Source organism: Pseudomonas sp. IPO3749 (genome assembly GCF_013386605.1).
Taxonomy (GTDB): domain Bacteria; phylum Pseudomonadota; class Gammaproteobacteria; order Pseudomonadales; family Pseudomonadaceae; genus Aquipseudomonas; species Aquipseudomonas azotoformans_A.
The window spans coordinates 38,734-54,343 of sequence record NZ_JACARN010000012.1; the positions used below are offsets into that span (position 1 = coordinate 38,734).

The window sequence follows — 15,610 nt, forward strand, 5'->3', positions numbered from 1 at the left end:
GTCAAGCTATAAAGACGCCCATTCATCTCTCGGATTCTCGCCCCTCCATGGAAAAGCCTCGCGACACCGGTAAACAAAAAGTCCGCTCGGCCGAAGTGGGCACCGATATCCTCAAGGCCCTGGCCGAGTTGTCCCCGGCCACTTCGCTGTCGCGCCTGGCCGAACATGTGCAGATGCCGGCAAGCAAGGTGCACCGCTACCTGCAGGCGCTGATCGCCTCGGGTTTCGCCGAACAGAACACCGCCACCAACCACTACGGTTTGGGCCGCGAAGCCTTGCGCGTGGGCCTGGCGGCGCTGGGCAGCATGGATGTATTGAAGGTCGGCGCAATGCCCCTGGCGGAACTGCGCGATGAGTTGAATGAAACCTGCTTTCTGGCGGTATGGGGCAACCAGGGCGCGACCGTGGTGCAGATCGAACCCGCCGTGCGCGCCGTCACCGTGGTGACGCAATTGGGTTCGGTGCTGCCGCTGCTCAGTTCGTCCACCGGGTTGGTGTTCAGCGCCTTTCTACCGTCGCGGGAAACCGTGGAACTGCGTGAACGCGAAATCCAGGCCGGCACTGCCCATGCCCTGGCAGACGACCAGGCCTACGCTACCGCCTGCGAACAGATCCGCCAGCGTGGCCTGCATTTTGTGCATGGTTTGCTGATGCCCGGCGTCGATGCGTTATCCGCGCCGGTCTTCAACGCCATCGGCCAAGTGGCGGCGGTGATGACCGTGGTCGGCCCCACCTCGTTGTTCCATGCCGATGAAGACGGCCCGGCGGCGCAGCACTTGCTGGCAGCGACCCGGGCCGTGAGTTGGCGCATGGGCTATCAGCCCTGAATTAGTCGTGCCACTGCACCAAGGCCAGTGCCACACGGTTTTCCAAGGCGCGGATCGGTGCGGCAGTGCTCAGGTAGTTGTTGCTGATCATTGAAAACACCAGGCGCCGGCCCTGGGCGTCGCTGATGTAGCCACTCAACGAAGACACGCCGGCCATGGAGCCGGTCTTGGCGTGCAGGTTGTTTTCTGCTGCCGTCCCGCGCAGGCGATACCGCAAGCTGCCGCCGCTCATGCGATCGGTGTTACCGGCGATTGGCAAGGCGTTGTACCAGACGTCGAACCAAGGCTGCTTGGCCGTCGCCAACAGCAGATCGGTGAGATTCTGCGACGACACCAGATTGCGCCGCGACAAGCCCGAACCGTCGACCTGGCTCAGCGTCAGCGGGTCCAAGCCCTGGCGGCGCATGAAGTCCGCCACCTCTGCGACACCGGCCTGCGCCGTCCCTGCATTGGACGCCTTGCGGCCCATGGTCTTTAGCAACGCTTCGGACATGTTGTTGTTCGACAGCTTGAGCAGCGGCGTGATCAGTTCTTGCAACGGCGCCGATTGGTGCTCGGCCAACACCCTGGCCGTTACTGGGCTGACCCCACCGATCACACGTCGCCCAAGTACCTGAATGCCCTGCTGCGCCAACGCCTGCTCAAACAGATTGGCCACCAGCTGCGTCGGCTCCCACACGCTCACCCACTGCCGGCTTTGCTTGCCCGGCGCCAATGCGCCAGTGAGTTGCAGCAGATTGGTACCGTGCTGGCGAGTGATGCCGTAATTGTTGCCGGGGCCGCTGACAGCACGGTTGCTCAGTTGCACGTAGTCGGTAGACGGGCTCACCACCACGCTGACCGGTTGGCCAACCATGGCGGGCGCTTTTGCCGTGACCAGTAGCGTGCCCGCATCAAAATCCGTGTTGGGCGATACGGTCAGCGCGGAAATCTGCGCGCCGTAGTAGGTGCTTTCATCGTCGTGTGCCCAGTCCACACCCAGGCGTTCGGCGTCGAAGAAGGTATCGTCGAATACCAAGTCGCCCTGGATCTGGCGCACGCCTTGGGCTGCAAGTTGCGCCGCCAACGCCTGGTAATCGGTGAATTGCGTGGTCGGATCGCCTAACCCTTTTAGATACAAGTTGCCGGTAAGGCGCTCGCCTTGCTGCGTGCCGTTACTCAGCAGCTGTGTGGAGAAGCGATACTGCGGCCCCAACACATCCATCGCCGCTGCGGTGGTGAGCAACTTGAGATTGGAGGCGGGAATCAGGCGGGTTCGCGGGTTGTGTTGATAGAGCGTGCTACCGCTACGGGCATCACGCACCATCAGGGAAACCGTGGCGCCGTTGAGGGCCGGGTCAGCCAGGAGTTGCTCCAGGGTTGCCGGGGTGGAAGTCGGTGAAACACTCGCGCACCCCCCCAGCAAAACGCTCAAGCACAGCAGATGTAGCCATCGTCCAAAATGCATCAGTATCGTTTCCGCCAAGACATCAGTGGCGGCAACGCTACCACAAACCCTTTAGAACTCCAGGGTGCTGGACACCGACACCTGCCGCGCATCGCCCATGGACACAAACAAGCGGCTGGCCGCCGAGGTGTAGTAAACGCGGTCGAACATGTTCTTCACGTTGAGCTGGAACTTGACCTTTTGCCCATCGATCTTGGTGTCGTAGGTGGCGAACGCATCCGCCACCGTGTAACCCGGCAAGGTGAAATCGTTGGCCGCATCGCCTGCCCGTTCACCGACGTAACGCGCACCGGTGCCCACCCGCAACTGGTCGCCGCCAAAGATGTTGCCGAAGTCATAAGCCACCGCCAGCGAGCCGGTGTGCTTGGCGACGTTTTGCAGGCGGTTGCCTTCCAGGGCCGGGTCCTTGTCCTTGACGTCCAGTGCATCGGTGTAGGCGTAGCTGCCGATCAGGCTGACCTTGTCGGTCAGTTGGCCGGTGGCATCCAGTTCCAGGCCACGGGAACGCACTTGGCCGGCGATGCTGTAGACGGTGTTGGCACCGGAACCAACGGAGACCAGCACGTTGCGCTTGTCGATATTGAACAACGCGGCGCTGGCGGTGATACGTCCCGGAATGTCGAGCTTGGCCCCCAGTTCCCAGGACTTGGATTCCTCGGGCGTCAGGTCGCCGGTCAAGGTGCTGCCATCGGCCAAGGCGGCGATGGTGGAGTTGGGTTTGAACGATTCGGTGTAGCTGCCGTAGAACGACAGTTCATCGGTGTAGCGATACACCAGGCCCGCACGCGGCACCCAGGCTTGGCCGTTGCCGTTGGTGTTGGCCTTGAACGGCACACCTTTGCCAGCATATTGGTCGTACATCTGGTAGCGCGCACCGGCGACGAAAATCCACTGTTCGTTCAGGTGGAGGGCGTCCTGGAAGAACAGCGAATCGCTGCGCAGCAGGTCGGTCTGCGCGCTGTCCGCGGGGCTGACGGTAGTGCCTGCGACTTCGTTGCCATACACCGGGTTGTTGTAGTTGAAGCTGGTGGCACGCGAATTCTGGCGAATCAGGTCGGCGCGGTAGATCTTGCGGTACTCGTCATCCAGGCCGAACACCACATCGTTTTGCAGGCCGAACACATTGACCTTACCTTCCAGGCTCGCCGTGGCGAAACGGTCCGTGGTGATTGCCCCTTTGGTGCCGTCCATCTTGCGGGTCAGGGTGCCGTTGGTGTTCACCGCGCTGACGCGCACTTGGCTGGCGTCGTAGGTCTCGCGGTTCCAGCTGTAGCCGAAATGGGCTTTCCAGTCATCGTTCAGGTCGTGATCAGCCTCGAAGCGGTACAGGTCGGAGCGGCCTTCCATATTGTTGAAAGGTTCATCCAGACGCCGAGTGGCCGGGATATCCAATGGGTGGTTGGACTTGTCGATGGCCGTGCCACGGTCGAACGGCGTGAGAAATTCACGGTGTTCGTAGGCAAACAGCAACTTGGTGCTGTCGCCATACCAGGCCAGGGACGGCGCGATCAGGCTCTCACGGTGAGTACCGAAGTTACGCCAGTAGTCTTCATCTTCATGGTCGACGATCAGGCGATACGCCAGGCCGCTGTCGCCAATCGGACCAGTGGTGTCGAGGCTGCCGCCGCTGCCGTTCTTGCCGTCGCCAAAGGTAGAGCCGCGCACGGTCAGGGCAGTGGACTGCACCAGTTCCGGCTTTTTGCTGACGATATTCACCACGCCGCCCGGATCCTGAATACCGTAGAGCAGCGACGACGGGCCCTTGAGCACTTCCACGCGCTCCGCCGTAGCATTCAATGCACGCCCCTGCACGATGGGCATGCCGTCGCGCATGATCGAGCCGTTACGGTTATCACCAAAGCCGCGCAGCATGACCGCGTCCTGGGTGCTGGCCAAGGTGTTGGCCTGGGTGATACCGCTGACGTTGGCGAGGGCATCATCCAGATTGCGCGGGGTCTGGTCGCGCAGTACTTGGGCGGGCACCACGTTGACGGTCTGCGGGGTTTCCAGCAGCAGCGCGTGGGAGCGCATCACCGAACTGGTGGGCGGCGGCTGGTAGCTGGTGTTGTCCTGGGCCTGGCCGACACCGCTGATGGTGGTGGCGCCGAGGTTGACCGCGCCTTCGGTGGGCAGCGGTTCAAGGGCCAGGGTGCGGTCATCGATCTGACGGAAAGTGAAGCCACTGTTGCCCAGCAGGTGTTGCAGCGCCTGGTTTGCACTCATCTGCCCGCTGACTGCCGGGGCGCTGAGGCCGTAGGGCGCTTCGTCAGTGTAGATCACGCTCATGCCGGTGACCCGGCTGAAGTCGCTCAAGGCCTGGGGCAGCGGTTTGGCCGCCAGGGCAAAGTTGAACTGGGCGCTCTGCTGCTCCTGCGCCTGCGCAATGCTCAGGGGCAGCAACGCCAACCCCGATACCGCCAATACCGAGGCTCCCAGCCACTGTTTAACCCAACCGCCCGCCGTCGACTTCATGCTGTGAGAACCCGTGTAGAAAACGCTGTTAATGCGAATAGATCGCAGTTTCAAGCACTACACGGATGGGCGGTGGATTTACCTCACCTTTATTTGCAAAATATTTTATTTATTGCGCCTGGATACGAAACCCCATGCGTGGGAAATGCACATGCACGGTGCCGGCACGTTCGTCGCTGCGGCGCAGGATCAGCTCTTCGCGCCCGGCAAACAACAGTTCGCCCGCGACCGGGTCGGTGCCGTAGTCGGTGGCGCAAATGGTCACCTGCTGGCCGGCCTTGAAGCCGTTCAAGTCCTCGAAGACTTCTTCAGGCAAAACCGCCGGTGCCGCATTGCGCGATACATCCAAGGCCTGTTCGGCGCTCATCTGGGTGCAAGTGCCATAGCCGAAACCCAGCACGCGATCCAGCCAGGCGGCGACGGCGGGATAGGCGTCCACCAACGGCGACGTCACCGAAGAGCCTTTGAGGAACCACAGTGGATGGGCCAGGGCAAAGTCGGCAATCGACGGCTCGCCGAACAGGAAATCCCCCGCCTGGTGCTGCAATTGCTGATGGATGCGATGGATGATCGTCGGCCATTGGTGCTTGGCTTGCTCCAACTCCACACGGGTTGCCGTGCCTGCGCTGAACAATTTGCTGCGGTCAGCGACTAGCACCTGAAGCATTTCCGGTGGCACCTTGGCGAATTTCACCGCCAGGGATTCCGGCTGGAACACCAATGCCACGGCATGGGAAAACACCACCGAATCGGCCCAGGCGGCGAAGCCTTGGGTGACCAGTTCCAGGCCCTGGGGAAACAGCGCCGGTGCGGATTTTTCCTGCTCCAGGCGTCGCGCGATCAAGGCGGTGTCGCAGTAGATATCCGCGCCGACTTGCAACACCGGCGTCTTGCGATAGCCGCCGGTGAGGGCGGTGAGGTCCGGCTTGGGCATCACCGGCGAGATGTGCACCGAGCGCCAGGACAAGCCCTTGAAGCCCAGCAACAGGCGGGCTTTTTCCGCGAAGGGGGATTGTGGGTAGTGGTGCAAAATCAACTCGGACATGCCGGACTCCGCTTTAGAAGTGAGCCGCTAGCTTAGCCTGTCAAAACCTGATTGGGGACGATGGGAACCCATCAGTCAAATCAATGAGCCACTGGCCGCGAGGCATTCCTTGGCGCTTTTCTTCAACTTCTTGATCAATCGTTCCTGGCGCAGCGCCTCGCCCTTGCTTGCGCATTGCTCGGTGTATACCAGCGCCACCGCCGGGCTGGACAGGAAAAACCGCGCGCCCTTGCCGCTCTGGTGAGTGGCAAAGCGGCGCACCGGGTCATTGCTGATGCCGCAGTAGAGCGAGCCATTGGCAGCGCGCACCAGGTAGACGAACCAGGGCTTGGGTTCAGAAGGATCAGTCACGAGTAGATTCGGCTAAAACACAGGAGCGCCAAGCTTATCAACGACTGGCCTGGAATGCCTTCAAACCACGCAGCGCCTGGGTACGCACGGCGTTTTTGACGACAGGCGTCCAACCCAGCAACAGGCCTTTGGTACCCAGGGCCTGACGCGACCAGCGCCATAGGTCAAAGCTGTCATGGTGCTCGCAGATCTTGCCGTCGCGAAACACAAAACGCGCCTGGATGTCGTTGACCACCGTGTTACCGGTGGCACTGAACAGGTAGGTGGCGACCCAATGCGCACCGCCGCTGCGTTCATCGCTGCGCACGTTGTCGAAGGTCAGGGAGAAGTCCTTGGCGCGGGTGGTGAGCATGCGCCACATATCGCCGGCGTCGCGCCCGTGCAGTTCGCCGAAGGCAGGGTCGCTGAACACCACGTCGTCTGTGTAGCAGGCCGCCATGGCCTCGGCGTCCAGGCGCTGGAAGGCCTGGTAGAAATGGTTGATCAGGGCGGTGTGGGCATCACTCATGGGCAGACTCCGGGCGCTGTTGTTATCCGGTTTGCACGATAGTCTGCCCATGGGCGCAAAGCCATGCCCATTTGCTGCGTAAATGAGGAAGGTGCGTTTAGAGGTAGACCACGTCCAGGGTGGCGCTGCCGTCCAAGGGAAGTTCCTGGCCCAAGGATGGTAGATGTTGAATCCTGACGATCGTCGTTTCGACCTGAATGTCCATCGTCATCACTTGCAGGGGCAAAGGCGTCGCGACACCTCCAGTCAGCGTCCCCAGGGTTCGCATGCCATTGACCTGCCAGACCAACCCCGGGTGCGTGGCATCCGACCAACTTGTACCGTTGTTGGATTCAATCATCGGCCGTCCCACGCCATCGGCCATTCCATTAACGGTTTTCAGCAGGTACCAGCCAACTTTTTTATCACCATTGACCAACCCCAGGCCAAAGTTACGTCCAATAATTGTCTCCTCGCCTGAACTGCCGGCTCGATTGTCGTGACTTTTGACGGCTAGCAATGTTGGCCCGGTGCAATCGACACGTAATTGCAAGGTTGCGACCGGCAGAGGTGTTGGCTTGTTCTGCTGGTCCAAGTCTTTACGGGATATTTTTCCGTGATCCACCACTCCAGCGTTGGATAAAGCCGGCGTACACGCCGCCGGCGTAATACTCCCCTTCACGCTCAAATCCACACTAGAGGCCGCCACGACCTGCCCAACGCTGGCAAATGCAATAACGGCCGTCATAAAGCTTACTAACTTCTTCATTTTTTAAGTGCTCACAGGCGCTCGTTGTTATTGCCGGGCATCCGGCACATCACTGCACAAGACGCCGCAATAAATACGAAGCTTTTAATTGAACTAGGGATTTATGCCCCACCACCATGAGTGCTAGAACATGCACGCACTTTACCCCTTGCACCCTACGCACCCAATACACGTTTTACGACTAACCACTTACTTAACTAAGGCACCATCCCAACATCCCGCGCATAAGCATATAAGTCCACATCAGTGGATATACACAACCGATTCATCGCCGTGCTCTTCTGCTTACTGATCGTGGAAATACTACGATTGACCCGCGCCGCAATCTGGCTGACGGTCATGCCACTGGCGAGCATGCGCACCACCTCCTGCTCCTTGCCAGACAACTTGGGTGCCTGGGTCGGCTGCTCCAGGCAGGCCTGGTCGAGTTGTGCGCGCAGGCACTCGCTGACAAATTGGCGCCCCTGCACCACGGTTTTCAGCGCCATGGGCAGCTCCCGGGCCGACGCGCTCTTGGCGATGACCCCTCGCGCACCATGGCCAAAGGCAGCCCGTAGGGTGGCGATATTGGCGAACATGGTCACCAAAATCACCGGCACATCCGGGTACTGACGGTTCAGCAAACCCAATAACCCGTAGCCGTCGGCTTGTTGATTACCGGGCATGGCAAAATCGGTCACGATCACGTCACACGGTATACGGCTGACCAACTCCAAAAGCTGATCCGGGCCATCGGCCTCGCCCACTACTTTGTACTTACCACTCGCCTCAATCACCACTTTCTGGCCTACACGAACAATAGGGTGATCGTCAGCAATAATGATGCGGATCATCGGCTTTTCCATGATGGCAATTTGAGACTGGCAAAATAACGCGATCGTGTTTTTGCAACAATAGGTAATAAATCATCGATTTAGTGTTCCGCCCCGCATTTAAAGGGGCTGGCACAATTGCCTACACAATTAAGAGAAATTACATACGGAAAAGTACTACATCACAGAGGTATATATTCCTTCACAGATGCGCCAGATAATTCAGATACTGCTCGACATCATGGCGAAACTCTTCCAGCGCCGACCGGCTCAGCGCCATGCCGGTCAACTGCACATTCTTGATCAGCTCCACTGCCCCCCCTTCCAGGCCGGTTTCCCCCAGAAACGCCACGCTGCCTACCAGGCGATGCAAACACTGGGCAGCCAGCTTGGCATCCAGAACGACTTGGGCATGAATCAGCAAAGCCAGGTCTGCATGCGCCTCCTGGATCAGGCTGAACAGCATCGGCTCGACTACGTCCCACGAACCAAAGGCGTCAATCAGACTGGTACGGCTGGGAAAAGTACTGTTAAGCCTCGATGGGGCAACGGTAAGCCTGCCGGGTTCAAGCGGTAGCCAGCAACGCAACACCTCGCGCAATTGCGCAAAGCCGATGGGCTTTATCAACCAACCGTCCATCCCGCACGCCACACATTGGCGAATTTCTTCCGGCCCCAGGCTGCCGGTCAGGCCCAGAACGACCGTGGCCGGTCGGCGCTCAGCCTGCTCGCGCAGGCGCAATTGGCGGGTCATGGCGTAACCGTCCATCACCGGCATGCGACAGTCGCTGATCACCAGGTCGAATCGCTCTGCTGCCAGTGCATGCAACGCCTGTTGCCCATCACTACAGCACAGATGGGCGACGCCGAGTTTTTCCAGCAGTGAGCCTAATAGCAGGCGATAGGTGTAATGGTCGTCCACCACGAGCACCCGGACTTCAGGCAGTGGCCCGGACAAACATCGGTCTGGAAAGTGGCCAGGCATGCAGCCCCAAAGAGAGCGATCCGCTCACCCTAATTTTTCGCAAAATAAGACGACTAACCAAACCCAAATGAATGGTTTCAGAAAATCAAAGATCGCGAAAAATATCCGAACGAGTGACCAGCAGCGATACAAGAACTACGACAACCACGGCGTAAAACGCTTTTTTTCACGCCACAACCCCTTTATGTCATTGCCACCCTGTCATTCGTAATAGTTGCATTTGCGCCCCTCCCTCCCGGCGCTAAATTCCTCCCCGCTTCTCCCTGAAGCGGCGCGCGCCCTCCACAACCATAAAACCCATGGGCAACTTCACCGCGCCAATCTGTCCCCTAGTCCCTGCATAGGAATACCTGTTGTGATGAAAGACTCTCTCGCGGCCCTTGCGGGCCTCCTACTGATTGCCCACACCACCGTGGCGCTCGCGGCCAGCAGCGTGGACTTATCAGTCAAAGGCGCCATTACCCCAAGCGCCTGTACACCCAGCCTGAGTAACAACGGAGTGGTGGATTACGGCAAGATTTCTGCACAAGACCTCAACCCGACCGGTCTCACCGAACTGCCAAAAACCTTCTTCAAATTGGCGGTCAATTGCGAAGCACCGAGCTTGTTTGGGCTGGTCCCCCAAGACAACCGATCATCAATAGCAGGCTCCAAAGTCTCATTCGTACTGGGCCGTATCAGCCCGACAAATTGGATTGGTACCTATTACCTGAGCATGGAAAACGTCATTACTGACGATCCCACCGCTTATCCGATCTACTCCGTCGATAACGGATCGACCTGGCTGTTCAACCCTTACAACGACGTACCGGCAAATACGATTACTGCTTTCGGCAACCAATTGTCAGGCACACGGGCACCGATTCCTCTCGCTGACGTGTCTCTGGACTTGGTGGTCACGCCCTATATTTTTCCGAAAAACCAGATCCCCGCGGGTGAAACCATCCCGCTCGACGGCTCCGCCACCTTTGAGCTGCGCTACCTATGAACCGCTGGCTCCTGCAGCCTTCGCCGCCTGCAGCGTCGACCTATCGATCCGCGACGGCTCCGCCACGCTGGACATGATCTACCTGTAACGCCCCTCCACACTCACAAGGAACTGTGCCCATGGATAAACCCACCCTCGCCTTACTGCTCGCGACGCTTGCGCCCGGCGCCTTTGCCGCCAGCAGTACCGACTTGAATGTCTCCGGGACGATCACCCCCAGCGCCTGCGCGCCCGTGCTGTCGAATGGCGGCGTGATTGACCACGGCAAGATGACCTCCAAGGATTTGCTGCCGTCCTCCCCCACCCGGCTCAATCCGGCGGAGATGCACCTTGAAGTGCTGTGCGAGGGTGAGACCTTTTTCACCCTGACCACCGTGGATAACCGCGCGGGCACTTCCGCCATCAACCCGAGGCATCACGGCCTGGGGATGACCGCCGAAAAAGAAAAACTCGGCAGCGTGGCGTTCTCGCTGTTCGACCCGGTGGCCGATGCAAGGCCGGTCAAAGTCATCACCTCCAGCAATGGCGGCGCCACCTGGGCGCCATCGATCTACCTGGGGCACGAGGCGCTGACCTCGTTCGCCGCCCTCGACGGGCCCAACACCCCCATCGCCCTGAAGACCCTGAATGCGCGGCTGCGCGCATTCACCATCATCGTGCCCGCGACCGACCTGACCCTGCTCGATGAGGTGCCGCTCGACGGTCAGGCCACGCTGCAACTCAAGTACTGGTAAGCCACTTTTTTGTCCCCCCTAGTTAGGAGTAACACCATGAAAACCCTCAACGCCCTGTTCGCCACTTTGCTGCTCACCGGCGCAAGCCAAGCCTTCGCCGCGTCCAGTGTGGACTTGACCGTGCGCGGGTTGATCACCCCGAGTGCCTGCGAACCGACCCTGTCCGGCGGCGGCAATGTGGAGGTCGGCAAGATTTCCGCCAAGGATCTCAATTCTGATAACTACACCCGGCTGGCCGACCAATCACTGCAACTGACCGTCACCTGCGACGGCGCAACCTTGATGGCGATCGAGCCCAAGGATAACCGCGCGGGTTCGAACTCCGAGGTCGATGACGCGGCCTTCGGCCTGGGCCTGGTCAACGGCAGTGAGAAACTCGGGTTCTTCAACATGATCCTGCAGGCCGCCGTAGCTGACGGTACGGAAGTCGATCCCATCGCCTCCCGTGACAACGGCCTCACCTGGACCAGCCTCACGTACCTGATCAACAACGGCATCACCTCTGTGGCCAATACCACGGCCGTCGCGCCGGTGCCGGTGCAGATCCTGGTCGCCGACCTGCTGATCAACCCCTTCATCGCCCCGGCCAACAGCCTGACCCTGACCGAAGAAGTGCCCATCGATGGCTCGGCGACCCTGACCGTCAAATACCTGTAACGGAAAACCGGCGCAGCGTCGTGCGTTGCGCCCATCGCTGTTCCCACGGATGTCTCCTCAACACGGTTCCAACCACAGACCATGAACACGCTCTCACGCCGCTTGATGACGCTCTGTCTATGCCTGACCGCCACGCCCGCGCTGTGCGCCTCGAAGGTCGATGTCACCTTGACCGGCAGCATCACCCCCAGCGCCTGCACGCCGACCCTGTCGCCCAGCGGCACCGTCGATCACGGGCGGGTGCCGGCCCGTTCGCTCAATCAATATGAGTTCACTGAGCTGCCCCTCAGGACGCTAGACCTGACCGTGAGCTGCAACCAGCCGGTGCTGTTCGTGTTGGTGGGTGTGGATAACCGTGCCGAGTCATCCGTGGGCCCCGGCTTCTATTACGGCCTGGGCAACAACGTCCATGCGCCGACTGAACGCCTGGGCTCGGTCGCCCTGGCCATTCGTGAAGCGATGGGCGACGGGCAGCGGGCGATTGTGCTGGCCTCAAGCAACCGGGGCCTGACCTGGTTTCCCGAAAGCAACGCCTACCCGGATAACTACATGGGCTTTGCGCACCCCGGCACCCTGGTCCCGGACCCGCACAGCGAGCTCACCGCCAAGCTGGAAATCAAAACGTCCATCAACGCTGCCGTCTACCTGACCCTCGACCAAGAGGTGCCGCTGGACGGCTCCATCGTGCTAGACCTGAGGTATCTGTAGTCATGCTCCCTTCTCCTAGCGCTGCCTTGATAACACGGGTGTTCAACCTGGTTCGCTATACCTGTCTCTACCTCGCGGCATTGGCCCTGACGCTGTGGGGGCCAACGCTGGTACTCGCCGACGGCATGGTGCCAGACACCTCGGTAGTGATCGTCAACGAGGCCGATGGCGAAGCCTCGGTGTCGGTGACCAACACCGACGCCAAACTCGCCCTGCTGCACGTCACCCTGGAAGACATTCCCGAAGACCCGGCGCCGTTGCTGTTCGTTACACCACCACTGACGCGGGTCGAGCCGGCCAAGAGCCAGCTGATTCGTTTTATTCTGCAATCGCCCACGCCCCTGACCACCCAGCGCCTGAAACGGGTGATTTTCGAGGGTATGCCTCAAGGTCGCGCCGCGGGCCAGGCCGGCCATGCGCGAGTGGGTGTGACGGTGCGCCAGAACCTGCCGGTGATCCTGCACCCCAAGGGGCTCGCGCCCAATCGAACGCCCTGGACCGGGTTGGTCTGGAGCCTGAAAAACCAGCAACTGAGCGTAAATAACCCGACGCCCTATGTCGTGCGGCTGGCCCAGGAGCTGACACTGCTGCCCGGCAAAGGCTCAGCGTTGCTACCGCGCACCTACGTACTGCCCGGCGAGACCCTGAGCGTCGCTGCCAGCCAATCCCAGGCCAGTACCGTGCAGATGCAACCCGCCACCGTCTACGGGTTTGCGGTAGCGCCGTACGAAGCACCGATCACCCTTTGATCGCAGCGCCGGCGGGATCAATGCCGGCGCCTTGATAACGAAGTGGCCTCCCATTGAAGGCCACCGGGAGCTTGCCCCTGCGAAGGAGTGGCGCGGGCCTGCCTCCACCTATTCGAGTACGACTTGTGAGCACAGTTATGACTGATCGCGACGGCGAAGCCGTGCCTGGGGTTTCATCCCCACGGGTACGTAGACTGCTGGCGAGCCTTGCGCTGACCCTGGGCACCGCGCTGCCAACGAATGAACCCTTGGCCGACGAAACCGCCGGCTCGTTTGACCCGCAAACCTTGTCCCAACGCGGCATCGACCCGCAACTGGCCAACCTACTGCTGGAAGCGCCACGCTTTGCGACGGGCCACCATGCCCTCAATCTCAACGTGAACGGCCAGCGACGTGGCCGCGTCGATGTGCTGTTCAACGGGCAGGGCGCGCTGTGTTTCAACCAGGCGCTGCTGGACGCGGGCAATTTGCGTGTGCCACCCGGTGAGGGCGAATGCCATGCCTTCCTCGACGCTTACCCACAGACCGTGATCGAACAAGACCCAGCCACCCTCAGCCTGTCGCTGGTGGTACCCACCGATGCGCTGCGCCCGGCCGTGCGCGACGTGTCCGGCTACCAGACCGGCGGCTTTGCCGGGTTGCTCAACTACGATTTGAGCGGTCTGTACAACGAGTACGGCGACGACAACAGCCGCTTCGGCTCGGCCAATACCGAGGTTGGTTTCAACGCCGGCGACTGGATCGTGCGCAGCCGCCAGGTGCGCACCTGGCAAGATAAGGTGTCGCGCACCACCCACCTGGACGCTTATGCCCAGCGCACCTTTGCCGAACAACAGGCGGTGTTCCAGGCCGGGCAGATCAACCTGTACAACCCGGTGCTGGCCGGCGCGCAAATCACCGGCGCCCAGGTGCTCACCGAAACCGCGCTGCAAGACCAGAACCAGGGCGCGACCATCACCGGCATCGCCAACAGCCCGGCGCAGGTGGAGATTCGCCAGAACGGCACGCTGATTCACTCCACCGTGGTGCCCGCCGGGCCGTTTTCCCTCACCGATGTGCGGCGCTTGAACAGCCGCTCCGATGTGGAAGTTACGGTCAAGGAAACCAGCGGCGAAGCGCGCCGCTTCACCGTGCCCGCCGCCATGCTTGGCCTGGGCTTGCCGGCGCCGGGTTACTCGGTGGCGGCCGGACGGGTGCGCAAGATCGGCGCCAGCGAAGGTGCCGAACCCTGGGTGGTCAGCGGCGGCTGGAGCGGCGCGCTGCACCCGCAGGTCAGCGTTGGCGGCGGCGTGTTGGCCGCTGAGGATTACCGCGCGGTGGGGGCGAACCTGGGCTGGCTGCCGTGGCAGGACAGCCAGTTCCAGGTGTCGAGCCAAATCGCCCAAGCCACCCGTGAGGGCAACGAGCGCGGCGTACAAACCGACCTGTCGTGGTCGCAGCGCCTGAGCGAAAACTGGGCGATTACCACCGCCGGTTCCTGGCGCACCTTGGGCTATCGCGACCTGGAGGACTCGACCTACACCACGCAAACCCGCGAGCAACGTCGCTCCCGGTATCGCGACCAGCAAAGTGCCACGGCGTCCTGGTCGCACCCGCTGCTCGGCGCGTTCAGTGCCGGGATCTCACGCTCGTCCTCGTTTACCGGCGAAAACAGCAGCCGCGCACTGGCGTCATGGGGCACCAGCTTCGGACGCGTGTCGGTTTCCGCAAGTGCCGAGTGGCAAGTCGGTGGCCGCCAGCAAAGTGATGACAGTGTTTACCTGAACATCAGCGTGCCCTTGGGCGAAAACCGCCGAGGCCGCGCCTGGGCCCGAAACTCCGGGGGTGATCACCGCATCGGCGCGGGGGTCAGCGAGCAGCTCAACGACCAGTTGAGTTACCAGGTCGGCGTTGAGCGCGACAGCCGCGACCAGGAAGTGGAGTCGTCCATCGGCGTCTCGGCGCTGCCCTATTACAGCCAGTTGGACTTCAACTACACCCGCAACAACCAGGAGCGTTCCAGCTATCAGGGCGGCGCGCGCGGCGGCGTGGTGCTGCACGGCGACGGCGTAACGTTTTCGCCCTACCCGGTGCGCGAAACGTTCGCGGTGATGGCGGTGGGCGACATGGCCGGGATCAAGGTCAGCACCCCCAGCGGCCCGGTGTGGACCGACTGGCAAGGCCAGGCCGTAGTGCCGCAACTCAGCCCGTACGGACGCAGCCCGGTAGAAGTGCAAACCCGCTCGTTGCCGCGCAACGCCGACATCAGCAATGGCCTGGCAGTGCTGTCGGCCGGGCGTGGCGCGGTGGACCGGGTCGAGTTTGGCGTGGCGCTCACTCGCCGTGTACTGCTCACCGTCACCACCGTAGACGGCCAGTCGTTGCCCCGTGGTGCAGCGGTCAGCACCGCCGACGGCGAGTTCGTGACCCTGGTACAGGAAGGAAGCCAAGTGTTTTTGCCGGACGTACTCGACCGCCGCGAACTGTGGATCAGTGCACCCGGCCAACCCCGTTGCCGCTTGAGTTACACACTGCCCGAGCGCGGCGACCCCGAGGTGTATTTCGAAACCGCACCGGCGCGGTGCCAACCATGAGGAGCC

15 protein-coding genes are annotated in these 15,610 nt (G+C 61.2%); 7 read left to right on the forward strand and 8 right to left on the reverse strand.

The genetic code is table 11. The features are described from left to right. Positions 1-47: 47 nt before the first annotated feature. Positions 48-827, forward strand: a complete 780-nt coding sequence (locus tag HX812_RS04865) for an IclR family transcriptional regulator (RefSeq protein WP_038850009.1) — start codon at positions 48-50, stop codon at positions 825-827. A gap of 1 nt (position 828) precedes the next feature. Here the strand turns inward: HX812_RS04865 and dacB are convergent, their stop codons facing one another. From dacB to HX812_RS04905, 8 genes are all read right to left on the reverse strand, one after another. Next, entirely contained in the window at positions 829-2,274 is a 1,446-nt protein-coding gene (gene dacB / locus HX812_RS04870) for a D-alanyl-D-alanine carboxypeptidase/D-alanyl-D-alanine-endopeptidase (protein ID WP_038850007.1), read from the reverse strand. Between the two features lie 51 nt (positions 2,275-2,325). Next, the gene (locus tag HX812_RS04875) at positions 2,326-4,746 is read right to left on the reverse strand and encodes a TonB-dependent receptor (RefSeq protein ID WP_080642435.1); all 2,421 of its coding nucleotides are present in this window, start codon (positions 4,744-4,746) and stop codon (positions 2,326-2,328) included. Between the two features lie 109 nt (positions 4,747-4,855). Continuing rightward, positions 4,856-5,791: a glutathione S-transferase family protein gene (locus HX812_RS04880; RefSeq protein WP_038850004.1), complete on the reverse strand. Its 936-nt coding sequence runs from the start codon at positions 5,789-5,791 to the stop codon at positions 4,856-4,858. Positions 5,792-5,866: 75 nt separating this feature from the next. Further along, a complete protein-coding gene (locus HX812_RS04885; RefSeq protein ID WP_038850002.1) occupies positions 5,867-6,142 on the reverse strand; it encodes a GIY-YIG nuclease family protein in 276 nt (91 codons plus the stop codon). Positions 6,143-6,179: 37 nt separating this feature from the next. After that, on the reverse strand, positions 6,180-6,650 hold the full coding sequence (locus tag HX812_RS04890) for a nuclear transport factor 2 family protein (protein WP_038850000.1): 471 nt from the start codon (positions 6,648-6,650) through the stop codon (positions 6,180-6,182). A gap of 97 nt (positions 6,651-6,747) precedes the next feature. Continuing rightward, on the reverse strand, positions 6,748-7,398 hold the full coding sequence (locus tag HX812_RS04895) for a DUF1120 domain-containing protein (protein ID WP_038849998.1): 651 nt from the start codon (positions 7,396-7,398) through the stop codon (positions 6,748-6,750). Positions 7,399-7,595: 197 nt separating this feature from the next. Next, a complete protein-coding gene (locus tag HX812_RS04900) occupies positions 7,596-8,231 on the reverse strand; it encodes a response regulator transcription factor (RefSeq protein ID WP_038849997.1) in 636 nt (211 codons plus the stop codon). A gap of 181 nt (positions 8,232-8,412) precedes the next feature. Continuing rightward, entirely contained in the window at positions 8,413-9,168 is a 756-nt protein-coding gene (locus tag HX812_RS04905) for a hybrid sensor histidine kinase/response regulator (RefSeq protein WP_235165494.1), read from the reverse strand. A 385-nt stretch (positions 9,169-9,553) separates the two neighbouring features. Here HX812_RS04905 and HX812_RS04910 point away from each other — a divergent pair, with 385 nt between their 5' ends. From HX812_RS04910 to HX812_RS04935, 6 genes are all read left to right on the forward strand, one after another. Beyond that, positions 9,554-10,183 carry a DUF1120 domain-containing protein gene (locus tag HX812_RS04910; RefSeq protein ID WP_038849993.1) on the forward strand — a complete coding sequence of 210 codons (630 nt, stop codon included), beginning with the start codon at positions 9,554-9,556 and terminating at the stop codon, positions 10,181-10,183. Positions 10,184-10,302: 119 nt separating this feature from the next. After that, complete coding sequence (locus tag HX812_RS04915; protein ID WP_038849991.1) at positions 10,303-10,917, forward strand: DUF1120 domain-containing protein; 615 nt, start codon at positions 10,303-10,305, stop codon at positions 10,915-10,917. Between the two features lie 36 nt (positions 10,918-10,953). After that, entirely contained in the window at positions 10,954-11,574 is a 621-nt protein-coding gene (locus tag HX812_RS04920) for a DUF1120 domain-containing protein (RefSeq protein ID WP_038849989.1), read from the forward strand. 81 nt (positions 11,575-11,655) lie between these two features. Continuing rightward, positions 11,656-12,282: a DUF1120 domain-containing protein gene (locus HX812_RS04925; RefSeq protein WP_038849987.1), complete on the forward strand. Its 627-nt coding sequence runs from the start codon at positions 11,656-11,658 to the stop codon at positions 12,280-12,282. 2 nt (positions 12,283-12,284) lie between these two features. Next, entirely contained in the window at positions 12,285-13,031 is a 747-nt protein-coding gene (locus tag HX812_RS04930) for a fimbria/pilus chaperone family protein (protein WP_177128128.1), read from the forward strand. A 137-nt stretch (positions 13,032-13,168) separates the two neighbouring features. Continuing rightward, a complete protein-coding gene (locus HX812_RS04935; protein ID WP_080642434.1) occupies positions 13,169-15,604 on the forward strand; it encodes a fimbria/pilus outer membrane usher protein in 2,436 nt (811 codons plus the stop codon). Positions 15,605-15,610: the final 6 nt, after the last annotated feature.

Bases quoted from the DNA above. Each gene is read 5' to 3' on its own strand.
- HX812_RS04865 (WP_038850009.1), top strand. From the start codon at position 48: ATGGAAAAGCCTCGCGACACCGGTAAACAAAAAGTCCGCTCGGCCGAA.
- dacB (WP_038850007.1), bottom strand. From the start codon at position 2,274: ATGCATTTTGGACGATGGCTACATCTGCTGTGCTTGAGCGTTTTGCTG.
- HX812_RS04875 (WP_080642435.1), bottom strand. From the start codon at position 4,746: ATGAAGTCGACGGCGGGCGGTTGGGTTAAACAGTGGCTGGGAGCCTCG.
- HX812_RS04880 (WP_038850004.1), bottom strand. From the start codon at position 5,791: ATGTCCGAGTTGATTTTGCACCACTACCCACAATCCCCCTTCGCGGAA.
- HX812_RS04890 (WP_038850000.1), bottom strand. From the start codon at position 6,650: ATGAGTGATGCCCACACCGCCCTGATCAACCATTTCTACCAGGCCTTC.
- HX812_RS04895 (WP_038849998.1), bottom strand. From the start codon at position 7,398: ATGAAGAAGTTAGTAAGCTTTATGACGGCCGTTATTGCATTTGCCAGC.
- HX812_RS04900 (WP_038849997.1), bottom strand. From the start codon at position 8,231: ATGATCCGCATCATTATTGCTGACGATCACCCTATTGTTCGTGTAGGC.
- HX812_RS04910 (WP_038849993.1), top strand. From the start codon at position 9,554: ATGAAAGACTCTCTCGCGGCCCTTGCGGGCCTCCTACTGATTGCCCAC.
- HX812_RS04915 (WP_038849991.1), top strand. From the start codon at position 10,303: ATGGATAAACCCACCCTCGCCTTACTGCTCGCGACGCTTGCGCCCGGC.
- HX812_RS04920 (WP_038849989.1), top strand. From the start codon at position 10,954: ATGAAAACCCTCAACGCCCTGTTCGCCACTTTGCTGCTCACCGGCGCA.
- HX812_RS04925 (WP_038849987.1), top strand. From the start codon at position 11,656: ATGAACACGCTCTCACGCCGCTTGATGACGCTCTGTCTATGCCTGACC.
- HX812_RS04930 (WP_177128128.1), top strand. From the start codon at position 12,285: ATGCTCCCTTCTCCTAGCGCTGCCTTGATAACACGGGTGTTCAACCTG.
- HX812_RS04935 (WP_080642434.1), top strand. From the start codon at position 13,169: ATGACTGATCGCGACGGCGAAGCCGTGCCTGGGGTTTCATCCCCACGG.